The organism is Vibrio chagasii (assembly GCF_002954585.1).
GTDB classification, from domain to species: Bacteria; Pseudomonadota; Gammaproteobacteria; order Enterobacterales; family Vibrionaceae; genus Vibrio; species Vibrio chagasii_A.
In genome coordinates, this window is sequence record NZ_MSCI01000001.1 from 1,097,880 (window position 1) to 1,119,810 (window position 21,931).

The window sequence follows — 21,931 nt, forward strand, 5'->3', positions numbered from 1 at the left end:
GAACAGCTAAACATAATATTTGAGTGAGGATGCATTTTAAGCCACTCATCTCAAGGGAATAAGTTCTGTACTCACCTATTGTCTTAATAACTATCGAAGGAAAACTGTGAGCGAAGAGATTTATGATAAGATGTGGCAACGCTTTAAAGTTGCATCTAAAACCGACCAATATGAACTAGATTCACATCTATTAGATCTACCCAACGACACTCGAAGAGGGATCACTGCTCTAGCCTATCTAAAACAAGGCAACAATGCTCTTCTCGATGAAATAATGAGATTTCAAGAGGCTGTAAGCATACTCGAACCCGACCAATATTATCATCCTAGGGAGGAGTTACATTTAACCATTCTTTCCATTATTTCATGCGTTGCTAACTTTGAAATAACTCATATTAATGCTCAATCCTACGTTGAGGTTTTCAATAAAGTTGTAGGTTCAATTGCACCTATTGAGATTGAGTATAAAGGCATAAGTGCTTCTGAAAACTGTATCATCCTCCAAGGCTTTCCTATGGGTAATGGACTTGAACAGTTCCGAAACAAGTTACGTGAAGCATTAGTAGAAGAAGGGCTACGAGTCACTTTCGATAGTCGATACAAACAGGTCACTGCTCACAGCTCTTTGATTCGCTTTAGATCACCAATCAATAATGCTCAGCGACTTTTTAACCTCTGTGAGCAATATCGAAATCATACGTTTGGTAGGATTACTCTTAATGACTTCGAACTGGTTTTCAATAACTGGTACCAACACCTGGATATCACTCAATCGTTATCTAGAACCTGCATATCACTCAACACAAACACAAAGAGCTTAGCTGAAGCTTAACGACGTTGCTTATCGATACACTGAGTGTTCTCTACTGCAAATACCACTCACTAATAAAGTGTTCGCAAGATAAAAAGCCATCACTAGGATGGCTTCATTGCATTGACTTAAGTTTATATATCAACCATTACAGCGGCTGTCATATATGTCATTTACCCAGCTTGGATTATCAATGAACGGGTTGCGGTTACCTTGCCATTTAACAGCTTTTTCATGTCGATTACGTTCCCAATCATCGACAGGGTCGGCGTTATGCCATTGTAGTAATGTGCACAGTTTTCCAACCTTAGGTTGCCCTGAAGAGCTCGACGTGTCATCGACTAAGTACAAGTCCGGCATTTTCGCGTTATTGCCTTCATAACGTACCGCCATGTAGAAAAGCGAACGAGCGGTATCCCCTTTCACTGCGTCACGAGGTTCAAAGCTGTCGTAATCCGTCTTGTTAAGCGGTGACTTTTTCAATGGCGCACCACCAAAATCGAAGTCTTTGTTCGAACGGATAGAGTTAATCTCTGCGTCGGTTGGTTGAAGATGGTGAATGTCGGTATAACCCCACTGATCTTTGCGCTTGAAACCAAAAGATTTTGGCCAAAGATGTTCACGGTTCCAAGCATTCTTGTCGTTGTTGCCTGATGACGTAAAGTCTTTGGATTGTGAACGACCGCTATAGTACAAAATCACATTGTTCGGATTATTCGGATCTTCGTTGGTGTCTTTCAATGCAGACCACACCTGAGTGTAAGTGAGTTGCTTTTGCCCGCGAGCAGCAATCACACCAAGCATGTCTTTTAAGGCATTGCCGCTTAGCCCCTCAGCTTCAAGGTAGTAACCATCAGGGTAGCTAGTATTAGCAAGCGCAACTGGACTAAGTGCCGTCGAAATCAGCAATAGGCTAAGATTTAAACGTAATTTCATTGTTTTTATTATCCTTGTTATTGTTGTTATCCACCCACCATTGATGAGTGCCCTCATACTCTACAAAACACAATTTATATGCAATCTGTTTGTTTATAAATCTTACTCGAGCTACAGCCTTAATATTTAAGCCGTAAGGTATAGCTGTGCACAAACCTGCAATGAGCTATGCTTGATTTAAGGTATTTAGGGTTGGGGTGCTTACTCCCGAACGCGAATAAGCTGCTTTTGCTAGTGATGCAGAGCGAAAGTGAGTCACTTACGCCCTGCTATCTTCGGTTAAGTTAAGTTCGAGACAGATCTAGCCACGTCTTCCGCGCCTTTTTGTATCTCTTCGATCACAACAGATACGCTTTCAAGCCTGTCGTTTGTTTCGATAGACGATTGACTGATCACTTCCATAGATTGCGTAATGTCATTGGTTAAAGATAAGTTCTCTGCAACCACTCGACTGATTTCTTCTGTTGAATCGGATGTTCTCGAAGCTAAAACTCTGACCTCATCAGCAACTACGGCAAAACCACGGCCGTAATCTCCAGCCCTAGCCGCCTCGATGGCCGCATTAAGTGCCAGTAGATTCGTTTGATCAGCAATATTGCCGATGACCTGCACGATATTTTCGATGCTGCCCGATAATTCGGTCAGTCGACGAATTAGCTTTTCAGACTTCTCGATATCTTCAACCACATTTTTAGACAGCTCGCGGGTCAGAGCGAGAGAAGATTGTCCATCGCTTGCCACTTGTGCTGTCTCTACCGCGGTACTGTAAGCAATAGAAGTCGCATCCGAAGTCGCCTCTTCTTGCAGCACTTCATTAGTGATATCAGAAGCAAACTTAACGACTTTATAGACCTCTCCTCGCTCGTTCTTTATTGGGCTGTAAGAAGCTTGAATCCAAACTTTTCCACCATGTCGATCTTTTCTTAAGAAGCGGCCAGTAAATGCTCGACCCGATTGCAGCTCTTGCCAAAAGTTAGGGTTCTCTTTGTAAAATTCGTCAAAACAGAACATCCGATGATTCTGCGAAATAACCTGTTCTTTTGAGTAACCCAAGGTTTTCAGGAAGTTGTCATTTGCATCTAAAATATTGCCATCGGGCGTAAACGAAATAGTCGCAAAGGTTTGGTTGAGTGCGTCTAATAACTCGCTGTCTAGAGTCTGCTTTACATGAGACTCGGTAACATCAGCGGCAACTTTAACGACCTTTTGCACTTCCCCATTTGAAATGATTGGGCAATAAGTCGCTTCGATATGAACTTGTCGCTTTCCCTTGGCGTAACGAGGAAAAACACCGCTTTTCTTTGTACCTGCAGCAAGGTCTCGCCAAAACTGCGTATAGTGAGAGGTATTCACTACCTCGTCAGAGCAAAATAGTGAGTGATGTTTACCTTTTATTTCATCCAGTGAATAGCCCATCAATGATAAGAATGGCTCACTCGCGTCTAACACATGCCCGCGAGTATCAAACGACACCATTGCTAAAGAACGATTCAATGAATCAACAATATCCATATTGTGATCAGGTTGATCTATGCTTTTTTCCTTCTTTTTAAAAAAAATGATACTGTCCACCTTCAAAAATAATAATTGGTTTTATGTTTTATACCCTTAGTAAATAAGGACTAAATTCCTATCGCGCCAAGTTAGTTAACGACAGAAAGTTCTACGATTGGCAAACTGCTAGTAGGATGCGTGTTAAGTTCGACTTTATGAAAGCCAAACAGTTGGACAATATGAATAAAGTTGTCCACGTTAATATTGGATAAACTGACCATTAATGGCTTAATTTGCTGTTGCTCCTCTGAGAAGCATTGCTCTAGATGCGCCTGCGAGACATATAAAGTACTAGGAAGATATTCGGACACACCTTCATTAAGGTCTGCCGTTATCCCATGATCTTCTCTCAAATATTCAAGTAGATAGTGAAGCTTATGCATGTCATTCAACCTATCCCTGTAGCTTTGGGATAGCTCTCTAAGCTCACATAAACGCTCTTCAAGTAAGGCTGTACCATACTTGCCAGCCTGTATGATCGACTTTATCTCTTTCTTAATTTTTTTATATTTGATCTTATTTATTTTTGGCTTAAACCATCGCACCAATATCTGGTTTCGGACATCTCTAGAAACATGATTTCTTGAGTTGGCAACCGAAATCCAAAGGTGCAATAAAGCGTTGTCTATCGTGGTTGAGAGTAAACGCTCGTATTTGTAACTCGACATTGTCACTCTTTATTTTCGAACTGCTACGTTTTGTAAAATCAACGGGGCTAATTACCTGCCTACCTGTATCCCCCCAAGAAATGAAAAATTATCTGGTTGACTATTGAGGTATGGGTTTATTTATTAACGGATGCTTCTTTTTCAAAAAATATTGTCATACACATTTCTCTGATGTAACAGAACATTTATTAAACAAAATTGAATTTATGATCAAATAGCAACAGCAAGGCTATAGAAGTAATGGAAACTAATGAAAAACTGGCTAAGGATTAGATGTAATGAAATATAGTCAACCTAACAGCTCTCTTCGCTGTTCATCAGGTTCACCCGCGAGTAAAACGTGATCAGGTGCATATTAATGTCATCTAGCAATATAATAAGCAACTAATTACTCATCAAATGGAGATGCTAGTGCTAGTATTGATTCTCATTAACATTAAGTTACCATGCAACTTTTAATGTTTTATCTGCACAGAGTAAAGGACTCTCGTTAGTCAACAAACTCTTAGGTAACTCTTGTAGTAATACGTTCCAAAAGCAACATTTTGCATATTAGAATCACGAAGGTTTAGTGCGTTAATAATTAGAGTCGAAAGTCGTTGTGTAAATCTGTCGTGAAGAAATTAAGCTAATTATGAATCTTTGTAAGAATTATCGAAACTCTAAGCTAGAAAGCCTCCTGCGAATCTCTAATATCAAGCAAGAGGATATAAAGTAATGATCACTAAAATAGCACAATATTATATTACGCAAGAACTGCTACCTGCTCTCGCCCGATCTAAAACTGGACTTATAATAGGAACGATTGCGGAAGGGGTTGCTGCTCTGACTAAAGTTTTCGCTCTATTATGCTTAATACAACTGATAGATAACTTTTCGAGTCAATGGTTATATACAGCCATTATATTATGGATTACGAGCGCTGCGCTTTCATCACTAGCCTCTTGGTCGATTCACAAGGCGGAAGCACAGTTCTCTTCTCAATTACGTAGACAAATAGCTCAGCACCTCGTGAGGTTACCCCATAAAGCGTTAACACAATACAGCGATAACCAACTTCGTCGTTTGACGACAGAGGATATTAATGCACTTCATCATATGGTGGCTCATTTACCCTCAGAGTTCGTTACATTTATGGTAGTGCCATTGGCATCAATAACTATCATGATACATTTTGCTGGTGCAACCGCCCTGCTGGTTCTGCTCCCTGGGCTACTTGCATCACTCTATTACCTAATATTTCTCCCGAACTACGCAGCTAAACATGGTAAACGACGTATGAGCATCATGGGAGAAATAGTAACGGCAGTTAACGATTACATACGAGGAATCAAAATAAACAGAATCTTTGAAACTCACGTTGGTGCTATGGCAGATTATAATAAAGCCACCCAATGCTTCACTAATGGTATTGTTGGTTGGGTAAGTAAAGTCGCTTTACCAGCCGCAATAGCTGTCGCACTTCTGCAAGCAGTAGCTACATTTTCAATTGCATATACTGTGTCCTACCAATTACCCGTTCCAGAAATGGCAGCAATCTTCTTTTTTAGCTTAGCTATTGTAACGCCAGTGTTGAAGCTAGGGCACGGACTCGATTATGTCGTTGCAGGAAAAAGTGCAGCAAGACGGCTTCAAAGCTTCTTGAAAGAGTCCCCAATAAAAAAAGCTCAAGCTACCGTCGATACTGTCGAGCAATTACATGCAAGAAATATACATGCTATCTATGAGCGAACACTCCTGATTGACAATGTCAGTCATACGTTTACTCCAGGTTCATGTACTGCGATTATGGGACCTAGTGGAGTCGGTAAAAGTACTTTTCTACGAATCCTATCTGGTTCTGAAATTCCAACTAAAGGCTCGGTTTTTCTTGGAGAAACACCAATCCAGCAATTAAACGACAAGTCACAATTCTCTGCCATTCGCTACTTACCACAGCAGGTCAGTATTTTGAACACAACAGTGAGAAGTAACTTACAGTTGGCAAATAGCGAAGTTACTGAAAGGCAGATGATAGAGGCACTTGACATTGCACAGATAAGTATTGACTTAGAAGACAATGCCGGTGCCTTATCGGGAGGACAAAAACAACGAATCGCACTCGCTTGTTTGCTTCTCACTGATGCGAACATATTTTTACTTGATGAACCGACCAGTGCACTCGACAAGCACACCGCAATCTCAGTCATCGAGAATTTGCGGAACTTTGCCCACGAGAAGAATAAAACTTTGATCATAGTCACCCATGACTCAGAGTTGGCTCAGAAAACAGATGTCAAGCTAACCTTAACACGAACGAACCGCACTTGGAGTGAAGCAATATGACAGCGCAAGATTCACGACTTTCTGAGCAAAAACTTCCATTGGCGGTAAAACAACGTTTGCTTGGTATTGGCTGTGCTTGGGGAGTTATTGCAGCTCTGGAAGCCTTTTCCTATACATGCCTTGCGATGGCAATCGTGCAACAGCTCCCGCCACTCTACGTAGTCGTTCCCGCTTTCATTACAATATTAGTAACCATCGTAGTTACGCGGAGTGGCTTCATAGCTGGCGCACAATTGGCTGGTATCCTTTATCAGTCACTTGGATATGCGCTAAGCCGAGCTAAATTAGCATGGTTTAACGATAAAAATCGGGCCCAGACAACCCAACTTGCGGAACAGGGGATACCGGACTTTATGGCAATTCCCGCACACCAATTACAAACCTTTATTTATGCCCCACTTCTTCCCTTATTTATTATTTTTGGTATCGGTTTTGTCGGAGGCTTTCAGATTGCAATGCTGAGTGCAGCTTTGCTTTTTATGTCACTTTTCTTTCATCACAAGCTTCAAACCCTACTCAGTAAAGCCGATGCATCACGCCATGATTCGGATACTCAAGCTTCGCAATCAACAATAGAGCTTCTTGAGCATCTCGATTTTCTGCGCTCAACCGTAGGTCCTGGAAGAGCAGTAAAAAGAATGGAATCTAGTTGGGTCAGACAAGAAAAAATTTACGCACATATCAATTGCACAATTGCAAAAGTCACATTTTTATCAGCTCTTGTAAACATAATTCCAATTACAGGCATAGCAAGTTATATGGTCTTTAATGATATAGACCAGCCTGTACTAATTTTGGCCATACTAATTCTTATTACAAGAGCTTCTGCTACATTAGAAAAGTTAGTATTTACAGGGATGGACGTTAACACCGTAAAAAATTCAATAAGTGACTACCTTTACTTAACGAACGTCCCCTGCTTACCCGACCCGGAAAAAGTCAGTGCACAATCCCCAAGTCATCATCACCTTCAGTTATCTGGAATAAGCTATGGTGACATCTTCAGTCACATTGCAGCCGATATCCCCCAAGGCTCAAACGTCGTTATAACTGGGCCTAGTGGTTGCGGAAAAAGCACGTTGTTAGGGCTGCTGTTACGGTTTGATGATCCTACATGTGGGCATATTTCTTTGGGGGGCATCGATCTAACCAGAATTCCGTATAATACGCTCACTAAGCAACTTTCTTACGTTGCACAAGACCCTATCATTTTTACGGGTACGATAGCTGAAAATATACGACTAGGAAAGCCCGACGCGAGCGATGAGGAAGTAGAGGAATACGCTAGGCTAGCTCAACTCAGTCAAGTACTCGAACGATCGGCTTTAGGCATTCACCAACACGTTGGACTAAAAGGTAGAAGTTTATCCGGAGGTGAAAATCAGCGAATAGCGATTGCGAGAGCATTGATAAAACAAGCTCCTATTTTGATCCTCGACGAAGCCACTTCGGCTTTGGATGAAATGACTGAACGTTCTATTGCTGAGCTCACTCACTCATTAGCATCGACCGTTCTTGTTGTTACGCATCGTGATTCAAGTATTTGGCAACCAACTTTCGAGTTAAATATGGAAAGCTAATTTAAAGTACTGTACTAAAGAATAGCCCAAATTAATATTTATCAGCGAGCGAAAACGTACTTGCGCTCGCTGATAAGTTTAGCTGCAACTCACTGTGTAAAGTTAATTAGGCTAAACTTGGGCGACGTGACAGAGAGAACTTGCTCATTGAAAGGCTATTGCGTCAAATCAGCCTTAATCTGATCAACTTGATTCGCCAGAGAAGTATCTTGGAAATATTCACTGTGTGTTTTTCCTAAGTACAACTTCTTGTTTTTAACGCGTTGATCCAACTTATCTTTAACAACAGTGCCTTGTACTAACTTGTTGTTTAGCTCGTCGGCGATAGCAGAGCTGTCTGATACTTTGTTTCCTTTCGTATCATAATAACGAACTTTGCCGATATTTTTATCAAATGGATCACAGTAGGCTATGTCTAAATCACCACTTTCAATAATGTTGTTATATTGGGCTTTGGTGATTGGTGCCTCTTTATTTGATGCGAATTGGCTACCTCGAATACACCAATTGATTCGGGTACCTACACCTGGGAAATACGCCGAAATTAAGTTAACGGCATAATATGAATCAGGGTCTGACAGATTTCGTTTTGCATATCTATCAATCACCTTACCGCCAACCACTTGATATTCGGCTTCGCCATTATTATGAAGCTCCAAAAAATAGCTATTTCTAAACATATCACTGAAACTAACAGTATCAACTATACGCTCGCTACCTGAGCTGAAACTCTTCAATTGCTGCTTGTTCTGAATAGCACCAGTAATGCTAGTTGTCACTAGACCAATCACTGTGTTTTTCTGAGAATCAATTTGCCAAGCAGTATAGTTTTTCCAATTTTGTTGAGGTGTGTTTTTAGCGGCATCAACGCTATATTGGTGCCTAAGCTCTGTAATGTCTTCACCCACCTTATTCACTTTGGAATAGGACTTGTAGCGACGAGCTTCGCAATCTTGATGGTTTGCATCATAGTAGAAGTAGCTGATCCAATCTTTTGCTTCAATCATTTCTTTGCTGTTCTCAGCATAGTCTACGATCCCATTTGCGCCGTAAACGCCGTAAAACCCTTTGAGGTCTTTTTGCTGCTTAAGTGATAACTCTTCATTAAATTTATCATCCCAGCCAATACTATAAATATTAAATAAGTTTAAAGATTTGATGCACTCTTTGATATCAGTGCTGCCAATGGTATTTGCCGAATACATGGCAGGGCTGCTAGAGAACTTCTTTACTGCATCATCTTTTGGATCAGCCACACTACCTTTTGCTGGAGTGACCGACATTTGTGGCACTACTGTTTGTTTCTTTTGAGCCTGTGGCGCTGAATCACCGCCGCCACCTCCGCATGCAGAAAGTGTGGCAACTAACACTGATAATATTGAGATTCGGAACTTCAAGGTTTTCCTCGATAGGTTAAGCAAGTGGTAAATAAATCATCACCGAATTACCGAAAGAAAACTAAACACTTATATAACCAAATTAAAACCATTAAAGAATCAGGATTAGAGCTAAGCTCAAAATAATTGAATTTAGCCAACTAAAGCAGCAACTTAGATATAAAAATCAGTAACCTTCACAATGTCAATCTAAGTATTTGACTAAACCTATTACAACAAACGGTTCTTATACTATTCGGGAGTTTGACCTGAATAATTCTTGAACATACTGATGAAAAGACTGGCCTGATTGTAGCCTGATAATGCAACTTATTTGATAGACAGCCAACTTTTTTGTAGAACCATTGAATATAAGTATCAAACTCGCAATCACTATTCCGTCACACTCATGCCCTATTCAATTTGGTATGATGCCATAAAGAGCATTTATTTTTGAATTCAACTCTCGAAACATATCAATATGAGAAGCAAGCTCGATAGACGAATCTATGTTCGGTGGAACGACATGAAAACTATCATTGGCAGCAATTGGGAAAGAAGATTGGTTGACGGGGGTACCAGAATTGTCTTCACTTTCACACCCAAGTTGCGCGAGTAACAAAGCACTAAACAAGACTAAAAACAAACCGCGTTGCATTAAATACCCTTTTGACTGATATAACGAATAAATTCTTCCAAAGTGAGTGGCTTAGAATAAAAGTAGCCTTGAATAGCGTCCACGCCTCTAGAGAGGAAATAGTGAACTTGGTCTTCAGTCTCAACGCCTTCAACAATGCATGTTTGTTCCATCTTCTGGGATAATTCGATCAAGCTGTCTACAATGTGTGCAGACGCCGACTTATCACCGACTCGCTCAACAAAACTTTTATCAATTTTGACAATTTGAAACTCATAATTCATTAAAGACTCTAAAGTTGAAAAGCCAGTGCCAAAATCGTCAAGTGCCAACTTGACACCCATCGCTCTAATGGATGCCAATAAACTCAACGTTAAGTCAGTATTAGCGAGAAGCTCTCGTTCCGTGAGTTCAAGGCATAATATTGAGCCTCTTGAAAAATGGCTGAGGAAGTTTTCGCAACTACTTACTATTGAAGGGCATCCAAGATGAGAAGCCGACACATTAAAACTAATCGAGAACTCAGGTGATAACTGATGCTCAATGTCACAAAGTCTGTTAGCCACAACCTCCATGATCTGCTCTGTAATTGGAATAATTAATCCACTTTCTTCAGCAAGCAATATAAAATCATCGGGTGGGATTAGGCCAAATTTGGGGTGAACCCATCGAACCAATACTTCTGCATGTTTAATTGTTCCATCATGGCTGACTATTGGCTGTATATAAGGAACAAAATGATGCAATTTTATAGAATTTTTAATCTCTTTAAGCAAAAGTGCATCATCGTCACAACCAAAGTTAATAAAAAAATAGACAACAAGGGGTGAGAAAAATAATGAATACAAAAAGAAGCTGCTACTAAATAAGTAGTAAGCCAAATCATAATAATGATAGTTAAATACCAGTGAATAAGGGTATTGGCTTGATTCAACAATGATGGTTTGACCAGAAAAATGTTCAACAAAGTGATTAGACCCGATATAAGCATCGTTAATGTTAATATAAACGGTACCAAAATCGTAAAATTGATCAATAACATTCAACAAGGTATAAATATCCAATGTGGAATATGAACCGATGCGTTTAGAGTCGCTAACCATTAAGATAGAGTCGATAGGATTTAAAGCTTGGCCTACCTTGAGCTTAAAAAAGTCACCTTTCCATTCTGGTAACGAGAGGCTAATACTTGAAATATTTGAGGAATAACACTCCTCTTTATCATTGGCCAACACCACTCCATTGATATATCGTGTAGTCAAAACTAAGTCATCCAAATATTTTTGATAAGTATAGCAACCATTAATAAAATGTTTACTTATTGTTCCTGCCCGAATAGCAGCGACTTCACCCGCTCTCACAATATTGTTTAGTTCGATGACTTTTTTATTTAAAGAGAGATTTATCGTCTCATAAATATTTTTTGATTGATAAGTAAAGCTAGCTAATGTTAGTACAACCAGAAAAACAATTGAAAATAGAATCCGCTTAATATAAAAAAGACGCTTTCTATCGAAAAGAATATTTTGTACCACACTTCCGCCTTTAAAAGCTCATATAGTAAGCTACTAGTACTACGACTAACAATGTAATTGCAAACGCCCGCAGCGCTTGATTCACAGCCACGACCTAGGTTAAATATCGTTCAAACAAAAATTATGATAACTCGTTTCTTAAGAAATCGAGAGCCACTTACTATAGCATAAATTATTTTTGACAACTTACTACCAACCAATTTTGTAATAGAAAACCACATACAAAACCTAAAAGCTAACCTTACATTGGATAAAAAGTTTTTTTTGAATTCCGTGACCGTAAATTTAAAGCCAAATATCTAATAGCTTTTAAATAATTAAAAAATTACGTTTAAAATCAATCACTTAACCAAAGTCGCCCCAATAAAAACAAAGGTGAACTCATTCCCTTTCAACTCAAACGTTTCTTCCGTTACCGCTCTCTGTAAGCTTACATTTGGTGACTTCTTATGGTAAGGGCATAGCAAGGCAGCTACCTCCTCCAATACCCGCTCGAACCGTATGGCTGCTTCAACCGGAAAAAGGGAGGTAAATGATTTGTTGTACCTTTCATTGGGGCCAAAACACGTAACAAGATCAGTTTAATTATTAATAAACTACTTCACCATGATTAACTCTACCCGTCGATTTAACGCCCTGCCTTCTGGTGTTAAATTTGTCGCTAAAAAATTTGATCCACCACGACCTTCAACGGATACTTGTTCTTTATTGATTCCATTAGCTTCTAACCACTTAGCCAATGAGATAGCTCTTCTCTTCGAGAGTGCAAAGTTATATTGATCAGCGCCTTTTGAATCTGTATACCCAATAACTTTAATTCTTAAACTTTTATCTTTTTTCAACCTTTCTAGCAACTTATGGTAATTTGCATGAGCATCGCCTCCGTTGACCTCATCACTATCAAAAGCAAAATTAAGTGCAGGGTAATGATGTTTTATTGGCGTATGAAGGGACGTTTGGCGATCTTGTAAGGGAAGCTTCTCTTTCTTGATGACATCAGTAGGGTTAACGACAACCGTTGTGTCATTTCCCTTACCTAAGTGAAACCTCAGACCGGAGATCAAACCATGGCTATTGTAAGTGCCGGTTTTACTTGAACCAATGTGATTGATGTACTGATAGCCAATATTGACTTCTACTTTGTTTGACAGTTTATAAACACTACCCACTTCCACTATTGGCGAAAAACCGGTGTCGTTTATCGACTTCTGTTGGTATTCAGTACTCATTCCCCATTGACCCACACCGACTCGTCCATAAAAATACAGATCGTGCTTTTGATAAAAATCATACCTTACTCCACTTTCAATGAAGGATACGTTTACATTTGTTCCATCACTACTACTGGGAACAATATGATATTGGTAACCTAAATCAATGCTTATATTTCCAGTGATATACAGCCCCCCATAGAGCCCCACAATAGCACCATTAGAAATGGTAGAATGGGAATCTTGGTTATTGGCGTAACCGTACCCAACTTTTCCCCCTAAAAAAGACGCGTCATTTATCTCATAGCTGCCTGAATAAGTGAGATGTGAAAATACGGACAGAAAAAAAATGACGATCGTGTTTTGAATAGATTTTTTCATAGGAATAATCTTTATCGATGTAAATAGAGGCTTTCAGTGTCGGTTGACTATATTTAATGGTCTTATTTTATATCTATAGCATAACAACTGAAGCGACCGAAAATATCCGACCTCCCCATCACGACAGCGAGATGAGGAGGAAAGAAAATAACAGACTAGTTTGGCCTTGGTTTAAAGCCATACCCCCAAGACACCAAACGCCCGTCATTTTTTATTGCATGAAAAGAATGACCAGATGAGTAAATATCTTTCACACCCCCCGTAAGGTCAACACCGGTATTGTTATTTCCTCCACACCTAGCTTCACCGAAAACTTCTACGGTTCCGTCAAATTTCAATGCCGCCAGAGCAGTATTACCATAGCAAGAGTTTTTGAGGATTTTTTTAACATCTTTTAACATATTGTTAGGAATATAAGAATGACTATCATCGCCCCAAATAATACTAGAGCCATCAGTTTTACGAATGAAAAAACCACCACCAATACTACTAACCACATCTTTTACACCTGAAAGTGTCTCAGTCGGAACCTCTTCTTCACTATGAGTACTAGGATTATAACGCCCCCCCCAAATAGTCAGCGTATTGGTCTTACGATTGAGCGCTCCAAATTTTCTGTATGTTGGTACTATCTTATCTATATCTTTTAACCACATGGACGCTGTTGTTGCCCCACCATAAGAATTTAGCCCCCAATTTGTCACAGTCCCATTATTCCATAACACGGCAAATGCGAGCCCTGTTGAATATAGTACCTTATCCATTTTTTTTATATCGAGTGTTGTAGGATGAGGGGTCTTACGCGAAGGGTAACGATACAGGGGTCCAAGTTGTTGAGTCCTCCCCGACACATGAATCAGTAATACATGAGTCTCAGTACCCATAATATCTACAATGTAGTGTGCACGTGGAGTAGGGTAAGGATCATAAAGACCCCAAACTTTTCCGCAAACAAACACCTCACCGTTTTCGAGCAAGATCACGAAACCATTAGTCACGGCTTTAACCTTTTTAACTCTGATCGTGCTCGTATCAATTCCACAAGACATTGTCTTACCCGAGGATTTACCCCAAACTTCTACAGAACGGTCAGGCTTAATAGCAAGCCAGCTTTCACTGGATCCAATTAATTCATCGACGTCTTGAACACCTTTAAGATTATTTAGATGGGGATGGTGCGGGGCAAAAGTATAGGCCGTATTGTTATTGTTATTATTGGTGATAATACCAAAGCCTGCTCCTGATCCCACAAGGTTTGTTATGTTTTGATAACCACGCACTTTTAAAATAGCTGGTGGTACGGTGCCGCCTAAAGATTGCTGAGCCCAGACTACATCAACGGTACCATCAGAACTCAGCGCGGTACCATAGCCGAAACTGTCTAAAGCAAATTTTATAACCCCTTTTTGTATAAATCGAGGTTGCCACACATTTGACCTTGCCTTAGATACTGAAGCAATAATAACAAGGTTGTCATTCGCGGCATTAGCACTGGCCTCGATAACCACTTCCCCATTTTGGTTAGTGGTACCAGTCATGCTGACTGTTCCGCCTGTTAGCTGACGAACTATCGGCTGAGATGTTGTAATGCCGTCTAACGCATTCCCTGACCAAGTAAAAGTCACGGCATGACCAGAGATAGGGTTATTATTTTTATCGGTAAGAATATAAGTCGCCTTTATCTTATCTGTGCCATTAGCGATTGCCGAAGAGACGGCTCCTGGCTTTATTTCTAATGAATTCACATTTGACGCATCGCCTATCAGGGTCACTAACGGGCTTTTTACCGAGTCTGATGAATCAGAAGCATCGATATAAAACGATCCCGCTTTGGTACCACGAACAAAGATTCTGATTTTCAAGGAATCATTTGGATCGCTCTTAGAAGACAAGGTCACTTCCGCATCATCCAAACTCCCGCGTTTTACCGTTAACGTCGGAGATTGGCTGATATCTTTTTTGGTTAAAGTCGCAATCCAATGCTCTTTGCCGTCGGCAACAGCGATATTAGTACGCATCCTCAATCCGAATGAGCTGTTCTGTACACAAGTGACATAGTATGGGCCAAGATTTTTAGACACAGTATTGGCTTTAAGATCATAACCAGCAAAAACAATGTTTCCGTTGTTGTTGGTTTGAGTCAGATAGTGTTTATCTTTTGGCCATTTTTTCTTTTTGTCTAGCCTATTTTCCTCAACGTGCAGCGATTGCATTTCACTCACGGTTGGCAGTCGCCCTCTGGATGCACAATACTGCTGCCCAGACTGATCGTTAAATGCAGACAGTGTATTCTTAACGCCTGTATCCCACTCAGGGGCAACATGAAAAACGTTAAACACGCTTTGTATATACCGTTCTGGTGCCGTAAAAAACTCGCTACCAATCGCTATTTGCTCCCAAGTTCGTGGCCTTAAGTCCGCATTCACTGTAATTTTCATTTGGCCCATACTATAGCCACCGTAATGGTCTGCGACGATGTAGCTAACGATATGCTCGCCAGCTTTTTGAGCTTTGAAAGTAAATTGAGTGTTAGTGACTGAGTCTTTATCAGTTGGTTGAACAACCCCCGTCATGCTTTGTACTGCCAAAAGTTGATAACCTTGGCCATCAGGCTCAGTTATAGTCGCACCCGAAGTCTTTAAATCAATCGTCAGGCTGACACCGGCATCCACCTCTGTTTTATAGTCAAGATTTGGTTTGCCTATTTGTGGCGGTAAATTCACTTTATCAGAAATAGTGACATAGACAGCACCAACTTTATCCTGATCTGTTTTGCTAGGATGACTCAAGGTATAAACAATCCGATTCCAGCCCGACATTGTAGGCGGTTTATAGCTGAAGGTAGTGCCTGATTTATATACAACGGCCCCCTTATTATCGCCTTGAACATTTAACGCAGCTTGATCTACCAATTGATAGCCTGCGGGAAAGTCGGTCGCTAGTAGCTGTTTAAGATCGATATCAACCGCATTGCCATCAACTTGTAACGCGCGCGATATCGGAGGTAACGTAGGTTGAAGTGCATTACTTGCAAATACAATCACTTCAGCCGAGGCAGATGCATCAAGTGAAGAAGCACTATACGTGTAACGGCATAACGACGGGTTACTTCGTACACTCACCTCAAAACCATGGTCTTTCACCGTCGCATCCTGGCAATCAGGATCCTCGGTTGTCACCGAGTTCACCTGAATAGAAGAGGTTTTGGATGAATACTTTGACAACTCAACATATTGAGTCCGACCCGGTGCGATAACTTCAAAGCCATCGCTCACTGTAAAGCCTTGTCTAACAGTACCTGAGTGAGTCGTGTCTGCTGCTGACGCACTCTTCTGTCCATCATCACTTTGATTACAAGCACTCACCAAAGTGATAAAAGTGATAATGAGCCAATGCTTTAGTTGGAATAGATTTCGTATGTCACTAAAAGTCTTTGTCATATATTAAATCCTCGGCTCGATGAGAAAGCGAAATATACCTCTATACTTGCCTGTTTTAAGTTCATTCAATTTCTTATTGTCAAAAAATATTCTCAAATTAAAGGGCAAAACGTTTAAGTTTCCGGCATTATCGATATATGTGCTCTGGACCCTTACGTTATTATCACGTAATAGTATTTTGTCTTCACAACGCGAACATTCGACACTAAAAGGTATGGTTTTATTCTCTGGTCCAATTAAATGATAATTCCCGGCATCTTCACTATACAAAGATAGTTTTAAGCCCAAAGGGAAAACTCCTTCAGCTGTGAATGTGCATAAAATATTGCCTGAAACATTGTCCCTACGGTCGTATCTTGTCGTCATCGATTGATTTGATTGAAGACATGGTGATCTTACTGTGTTGAGCACAGCCGGTTCATAATTAACAGATATCGTCAATGGCACAGATAAAGTATGCCGAGCACGAACTCCAGACATTGGAACGACATAATCATACTCGACCGTAATTGTTGACTGACCAGTATAAATACCTCGAATAGCTTTGACGTCGGTGAATGATTTTAGTAGTGTACTTCTATCCACAGCCTTGAATATTGGCCGAAAATGAGTGAATGGGGTTGCCTCAGTCGTTAGATTGATTAGCTTTTCCCCTTGCCCAACGCCATTAGCAATGATTAGAACACCGTCAAGAGTCAGCTGAGTAGAACCTGAACCCTTATAAGAGCGAAGGTTATCCACTTTTGGGCTCATGTACTCAAAGCCGATTATTTCGAGCGGAATAGAGACTGTTTGACCTCCTCCCCTCAAAGTAATACTTTGGTTAGCACTAATCCGAGCTTGAGTGAAAGCCTTAGCGCTAGGAAGACCATAACTTAGAAACCAATTACTAGGAACAAAGCCATTTGTGACGCTTTCACTTTGATTCCAACGAACGTTATCGCCTCGAATATCTACAGTTAAAAGGACAGCTTGGGCGGGAGCAATAAATAATAATATCGCTACCGTTAAAAATAGATTCCACATGCCTTAACCTCTGGGGTTATTAAAATGATAGGTCTTTTCAACCCTGAATTTATTGGCATGAGAAATCAGAGATACCTCAAATTTGTTTTGATTCTTCATCTTCTCAGGCAATTCAAGGACTAATCTTCGGCCAGACAGTACAACAACTGAAACAGCACACTCACTTTTTTCCATCTCTTCAGTATTATCATCACAACTGCTGACTGATGCGCTGAAATACCCCTTACCGTAGTTAAAAATCTCCACTTTATCGCCGAGATATGTAAACTCATATTCAATAGGTGGGGTTTGTTTGGCAGGTAAAACGACAAAAGGGGCAAAACCAAAAGTCACAAGAACTGGATTCTTTGTCTCGCCATTAGCCTCACTCATATAAGGTGTTGGAATGATATTTAACTGGTAAATCCGGTCTTCATGATCAGACCATTCGCTCATTGGTAAGATATTCCTTACAACAACTTTTTTATGAAATCCAGGATCGATGATTGTACGCGCAGGCGTTGCTTCAACTTCCCATTTTTCTATATTATTTCGAGTATAAGGTTCAAAGGTAAAGTCTCCATTTTCCAAATTCACTTTATTAATAGTGACATTGATAAACTGGCGTTGGCTATCAGAATTGGTTACGACTAGCTCTGCCTTACCCTTGGAATCTCCAAAACTTACCATCGTATCAATTGAAATAGCATAAACTTGGGAGCTAAGTAGAATAATCGCAAGCACCGAAGCACTTATTAGTGTATTTTTTAAATTAGACATCATTGACATAACCTTTTACTAACTAGAACAGCGAGCAGATATAAAATAACTATTTGTTTTCGATTGAGAAAAGACACACGGACCTTCAGATGAAGATAATTGGTAAGTTCCTTTGTTAATAAACTTAACTCTGAAAACACCATCATTAGATAGGGCTTCTACACCTCGACAATCATCTCCAATACATTGTAAGTTTGTCACTGGTTTACCTTGATTATCACTAACAACATATATTTGGCTATTGTATTGATTAATTTGGCTATCGACTATTAATACTGTGCTAGGGTACATTATCTGAGTACGCGAAGGGTCACTTATATCTAGGTTTTGATATTCAGCATTGAGTTGGATTGTCACTTCATTGTAAGGCTGTAAGCTCACAATATGCTCGGATATTGCATCAAACTCCCCCATAGATTTACTTCCATTATCGGAAATGACATCGTAATCGACAGTCATGCTATCTAAACCTTGGATTTCAGGAGATAAAATTGCGAATGATTCGCCAGTTTCATCGGTGAAGTTAACGCTATCTGCAGTAAAAATTTGAGTACCCGTAAATGAACCACTAAACATTTTAATATCATTGGTTCCGGTATAACCATAAGCATTAAAATGGCCATACCCCTCTTTCTTAAACAATTGCGCAGAAAGAGAAGTCTCTGGCTCGCTCGTTCCCACGGAGCCAGTAACAGTACCTGAATAATCTAAGCTATCACTAGAGTGAGAGTAAGTAAGCGCCGTCTCTGTTCGTTCTTTACCGTTTTTTTCAAAGTTAGTCGAGAATTGAGCCGTCAAATCACGACTAAAGTTATAAGATAGATAGATATTCGTTGAAATATTATCCGGAGTTGAGTTATCCATCATATTATAGTTGAGACTGAGACCAATATTGCCCCATGATGTCGCCTTCGACCAGCCTGCAATTAAATTATTACTGGTATAGCTACTATTGAAGTCAGAGTTTCCCTCCATTGCTCCTTTATTCTCTGAGTGTCTATAACTTAAGTAACCAGTACCATGAAAAATCTCTGCTGTTGTACCAATATCATAACGTAAAAAAGAACTTGGACTGTATAGTTGTGATGCTAGGTCAAGGGCTAATGAACGAGTGTTTTTTTCTAAGGACTCGACAGACAAAGACAGACCAAAATTAAAATCCAATGTGGCTGACTGATATGTATCCCCGGTTGAAAAATAGCCCGCGACATAGTCAAGAGAAGTAGATTCCTGGAAAAAATATTTCGCCCCGACATTGGTATAAATATCATCTTTGTCGTGGAAAGTTAATCCACTTGCCAAAAGAAGATTTTCATCCCATTTATATGTTGAACGAAACTGACCAAAGTTCAATGAAGACATTTCGTTGAAATTATCACTCGTGACATCAAGCTGACCGACACTCAAGACATAGTCAACGCCCCTAATAGGCAGGTACAGGTCAGGAGTGTTCACAACTCGTCTTGTTTCGTCGACTAAAACCTGCTCACCAGACTTCAACACTAATCTGACATCGTAACTGCCATTAGGTAACTCACTGTAATTAATGAATTGTTGGCCTGACGAAACAGCACGAGAAATCAACAAGCGGTCATCTTGATAAACATCTAACTGACCTGCTCGTAAAGCCATAAAGTACAATTTTAATTGATTGGCTTGACCACCCCGAACTAAATTCCCACTGGTACCATAACTGATCCCCGTTGATGCATAGTTTGCCGTTTGATTAAGAAAGTCACTGGTATTAAAGGGGTCGTTCGTACTGGTGTAACCTGCAAACACCCGATATGCGTCAAATTCATAATCATAGCCGGCTCTATAAATATCGCCTTTTGAGTGAGAATTTAGTTGTGACTCAACTTGAATAAAACCAAATGGCAAGCCTATCGTCGTATCATTTTCTGTACTCAAAGAGTTGTTCAAACCTGAACCAGCTTGAGTGTAAATACGCATTTGATTAATCAAAGCATTTTGCTGACGCAATGCCGAATAATAAGAATTATTTCTGCCAGACACTGAAAAAACATTAGAACCAAGAAATATTTTCAAAAAACTATTGTCGTAATCAAATGTATATTTAACCGAGTGCAAAGTGTTATTAGGTATACAATCAACAATACTCTCTTTGCAGGTAATGTCGGTTGAAACACCTTTTAAGAGGTCAGAAACAATGCTATTAACAACCTCATCCTTCAAATTCATCGAGCCTAAAAACCCCTGAACCTTTAATTCATCGCCTATAGTCATCCGAAAATCATCATAGGTAACAAGAGCATTTACTATAATGCTTTCCCTCTCTCCAAAAATTTGGATTTTAATATTTCTTTGTTTTTCAGAAAATAAGTCATCAAACCCTTCAGGGTATTGTAATGCTAGTGTTAGACTTGGAAATATAATAGTTAACAAACAAAAAACAACAGCAATTCGCATACTACCTATTCCTTAAATTCTTGCTCTTGCCATTATTGAAAGACGACCTTGACACTCTTGAAATTGGTTTACTTGCTTAACATCATAAACATCAACACTCAGTGTATGGTTTGATTCATTAGCATTATTTTTAAATTTCAACGCTTTTGAAACTGAAAATTCCGTATCATCAACCTTAAACATAACCTTCGGTAAAGTTTCACTTTTTGATTCCGTTTTGCAATATGTTTCAGCATTTAACAATGTCAAGGAATAATTATCAAGCGCGGACTTAGAAATCGTCGACTTTACAATAAATGGGATCTTGAGAACCTTAAATTTATTTTTCCCACTCTCATATTCCAGAGTAAAATCAGACTGAGGAGTAACAATATCTAGACCATTAATCTTTCTTTTCGAATATATATCAACGGATAAATTTACTGCTCCAATAAAAGGATCTGCCAATCCAGAAAAACTGAATATTATAAAAGAAAATATTAATAGCCTAGACATTATTTACCGCCTACATCCCTGCATCACTAACAACCACCGCTGCATATACTGAGACATAATCTCCCGCAGCAGGCACGCCGCCTTTATTCGAAGCGTGCCCTTTTACGGACAATGTTGTGGTGCCAGAGACTTCAGATGATTGTGCATTTTTTGCGAGTGGTTTTCCATTTGCAGTGATTTCAAAATAACCCTTTGCCCCTTGCTCTTTCATCATATTACTGCTGTTTGATATTTTTAACGAAGTAAGTTCATATTTATATTTAATTACCTTAGTTAGGTTGGGTTTGTTATTGGCGCCTAATTCAAAAACGTTAAATGCAATATCCGTGGCATTTTTCAACGTAACAGTACCATCAGTATCAACATTAAAGTCTAGCTTACCGGCAGCTGGTTCATTACCTGTTGGGCTTGCAATTCTGTACTTTGCTCCTGTCGGAGCAGGTGGAACCTCGCCCTGCCAAACGAATGTACGAGAAGCATCAACGGCTGCTAATGCTGGGAACGAACTTGAAACGGCTAATGCGACAAGTGCAATGCTCTTTTTATAATTTTTTATCATACTGACTCCTAAAAACCATAACGCAAATTAACAACTAATTGACTAAAAATAACATTAAGCCAACAACTAAATAGTGACAATCAATATGTAACAAGTCAACGCAGAAATTAACAAAAAAACTGGTAATACCAGATAAATATATTAGTTGATTAACTCTAAAAACTTATTTATTAACAAAAAAAATAAGCAAATCGATAACAAATAACAT

Annotated in this window: 16 protein-coding genes and 1 pseudogene; 3 read left to right on the plus strand and 14 right to left on the minus strand. The window is 39.6% G+C overall.

Features of this window, described 5'->3' with window-relative positions; translation table 11 throughout:
- Positions 1 to 106 precede the first annotated feature (106 nt).
- Positions 107 to 832 carry a 2'-5' RNA ligase family protein gene (locus BTO10_RS05250; protein WP_105023817.1) on the plus strand — a complete coding sequence of 242 codons (726 nt, stop codon included), beginning with the start codon at positions 107 to 109 and terminating at the stop codon, positions 830 to 832.
- A gap of 120 nt (positions 833 to 952) precedes the next feature.
- On the opposite strand, the gene BTO10_RS05255 is transcribed toward BTO10_RS05250, so the two are convergent.
- The 3 genes from BTO10_RS05255 to BTO10_RS05265 all read right to left on the minus strand — a co-directional run bounded on the left by BTO10_RS05255 (position 953) and on the right by BTO10_RS05265 (position 3,969).
- A complete protein-coding gene (locus BTO10_RS05255) occupies positions 953 to 1,747 on the minus strand; it encodes an endonuclease I family protein (RefSeq protein ID WP_105023818.1) in 795 nt (264 codons plus the stop codon).
- 279 nt (positions 1,748 to 2,026) lie between these two features.
- Entirely contained in the window at positions 2,027 to 3,259 is a 1,233-nt protein-coding gene (locus tag BTO10_RS05260; RefSeq protein ID WP_105023819.1) for a methyl-accepting chemotaxis protein, read from the minus strand.
- A 131-nt stretch (positions 3,260 to 3,390) separates the two neighbouring features.
- Entirely contained in the window at positions 3,391 to 3,969 is a 579-nt protein-coding gene (locus tag BTO10_RS05265; protein WP_105023820.1) for a DUF2913 family protein, read from the minus strand.
- Positions 3,970 to 4,686: 717 nt separating this feature from the next.
- On the opposite strand from BTO10_RS05265, the gene BTO10_RS05270 reads away from it, so the two are divergent.
- Positions 4,687 to 6,294 (plus strand): ATP-binding cassette domain-containing protein, encoded by a 1,608-nt coding sequence (locus tag BTO10_RS05270; RefSeq protein ID WP_105023821.1) that lies wholly within the window; start codon positions 4,687 to 4,689, stop codon positions 6,292 to 6,294.
- Entirely contained in the window at positions 6,291 to 7,874 is a 1,584-nt protein-coding gene (locus BTO10_RS05275; RefSeq protein WP_063525332.1) for an ATP-binding cassette domain-containing protein, read from the plus strand. The genes BTO10_RS05270 and BTO10_RS05275 overlap by 4 nt, the downstream gene beginning before the upstream one ends.
- A 155-nt stretch (positions 7,875 to 8,029) precedes the next feature.
- Here BTO10_RS05275 and BTO10_RS05280 read toward each other — a convergent pair whose 3' ends face one another.
- The 11 genes and pseudogenes from BTO10_RS05280 to BTO10_RS05325 form a co-directional block, all read right to left on the minus strand.
- A complete protein-coding gene (locus BTO10_RS05280; RefSeq protein ID WP_258097001.1) occupies positions 8,030 to 9,130 on the minus strand; it encodes a hypothetical protein in 1,101 nt (366 codons plus the stop codon).
- Positions 9,131 to 9,502: 372 nt separating this feature from the next.
- Positions 9,503 to 9,628: pseudogene (locus BTO10_RS23685) on the minus strand (AraC family transcriptional regulator); the annotation flags it as partial.
- Positions 9,629 to 9,668: 40 nt separating this feature from the next.
- Positions 9,669 to 9,908: a hypothetical protein gene (locus BTO10_RS05285; RefSeq protein ID WP_105023823.1), complete on the minus strand. Its 240-nt coding sequence runs from the start codon at positions 9,906 to 9,908 to the stop codon at positions 9,669 to 9,671.
- Positions 9,908 to 11,422: an EAL domain-containing protein gene (locus tag BTO10_RS05290; RefSeq protein WP_105023824.1), complete on the minus strand. Its 1,515-nt coding sequence runs from the start codon at positions 11,420 to 11,422 to the stop codon at positions 9,908 to 9,910. The genes BTO10_RS05285 and BTO10_RS05290 overlap by 1 nt, the downstream gene beginning before the upstream one ends.
- 596 nt (positions 11,423 to 12,018) lie before the next feature.
- A complete protein-coding gene (locus tag BTO10_RS05295) occupies positions 12,019 to 13,014 on the minus strand; it encodes an OmpA family protein (protein WP_105023825.1) in 996 nt (331 codons plus the stop codon).
- 155 nt (positions 13,015 to 13,169) lie between these two features.
- Positions 13,170 to 16,454, minus strand: coding sequence for an Ig-like domain-containing protein (locus BTO10_RS05300; RefSeq protein ID WP_105023826.1), 3,285 nt, complete (start codon positions 16,452 to 16,454; stop codon positions 13,170 to 13,172).
- A gap of 3 nt (positions 16,455 to 16,457) precedes the next feature.
- A complete protein-coding gene (locus tag BTO10_RS05305; protein WP_105023827.1) occupies positions 16,458 to 17,480 on the minus strand; it encodes a hypothetical protein in 1,023 nt (340 codons plus the stop codon).
- Positions 17,481 to 17,483: 3 nt separating this feature from the next.
- Entirely contained in the window at positions 17,484 to 18,242 is a 759-nt protein-coding gene (locus BTO10_RS05310) for a hypothetical protein (protein ID WP_105023828.1), read from the minus strand.
- Positions 18,243 to 18,257: 15 nt separating this feature from the next.
- Positions 18,258 to 20,669: a TcfC E-set like domain-containing protein gene (locus BTO10_RS05315; RefSeq protein ID WP_105023829.1), complete on the minus strand. Its 2,412-nt coding sequence runs from the start codon at positions 20,667 to 20,669 to the stop codon at positions 18,258 to 18,260.
- A 12-nt stretch (positions 20,670 to 20,681) separates the two neighbouring features.
- The gene (locus BTO10_RS05320) at positions 20,682 to 21,164 is read right to left on the minus strand and encodes a hypothetical protein (RefSeq protein ID WP_105023830.1); all 483 of its coding nucleotides are present in this window, start codon (positions 21,162 to 21,164) and stop codon (positions 20,682 to 20,684) included.
- 10 nt (positions 21,165 to 21,174) lie between these two features.
- Positions 21,175 to 21,723 (minus strand): hypothetical protein, encoded by a 549-nt coding sequence (locus BTO10_RS05325; RefSeq protein WP_105023831.1) that lies wholly within the window; start codon positions 21,721 to 21,723, stop codon positions 21,175 to 21,177.
- Between the last annotated feature and the right edge of the window lie 208 nt (positions 21,724 to 21,931).

Bases quoted from the DNA above. Each gene is read 5' to 3' on its own strand.
- BTO10_RS05255 (WP_105023818.1), bottom strand. From the start codon at position 1,747: ATGAAATTACGTTTAAATCTTAGCCTATTGCTGATTTCGACGGCACTT.
- BTO10_RS05320 (WP_105023830.1), bottom strand. From the start codon at position 21,164: ATGTCTAGGCTATTAATATTTTCTTTTATAATATTCAGTTTTTCTGGA.
- BTO10_RS05305 (WP_105023827.1), bottom strand. From the start codon at position 17,480: ATGTGGAATCTATTTTTAACGGTAGCGATATTATTATTTATTGCTCCC.
- BTO10_RS05300 (WP_105023826.1), bottom strand. From the start codon at position 16,454: ATGACAAAGACTTTTAGTGACATACGAAATCTATTCCAACTAAAGCAT.
- BTO10_RS05285 (WP_105023823.1), bottom strand. From the start codon at position 9,908: ATGCAACGCGGTTTGTTTTTAGTCTTGTTTAGTGCTTTGTTACTCGCG.
- BTO10_RS05260 (WP_105023819.1), bottom strand. From the start codon at position 3,259: ATGGATATTGTTGATTCATTGAATCGTTCTTTAGCAATGGTGTCGTTT.
- BTO10_RS05315 (WP_105023829.1), bottom strand. From the start codon at position 20,669: ATGCGAATTGCTGTTGTTTTTTGTTTGTTAACTATTATATTTCCAAGT.
- BTO10_RS05325 (WP_105023831.1), bottom strand. From the start codon at position 21,723: ATGATAAAAAATTATAAAAAGAGCATTGCACTTGTCGCATTAGCCGTT.
- BTO10_RS05265 (WP_105023820.1), bottom strand. From the start codon at position 3,969: ATGTCGAGTTACAAATACGAGCGTTTACTCTCAACCACGATAGACAAC.
- BTO10_RS05310 (WP_105023828.1), bottom strand. From the start codon at position 18,242: ATGATGTCTAATTTAAAAAATACACTAATAAGTGCTTCGGTGCTTGCG.
- BTO10_RS05270 (WP_105023821.1), top strand. From the start codon at position 4,687: ATGATCACTAAAATAGCACAATATTATATTACGCAAGAACTGCTACCT.
- BTO10_RS05295 (WP_105023825.1), bottom strand. From the start codon at position 13,014: ATGAAAAAATCTATTCAAAACACGATCGTCATTTTTTTTCTGTCCGTA.
- BTO10_RS05275 (WP_063525332.1), top strand. From the start codon at position 6,291: ATGACAGCGCAAGATTCACGACTTTCTGAGCAAAAACTTCCATTGGCG.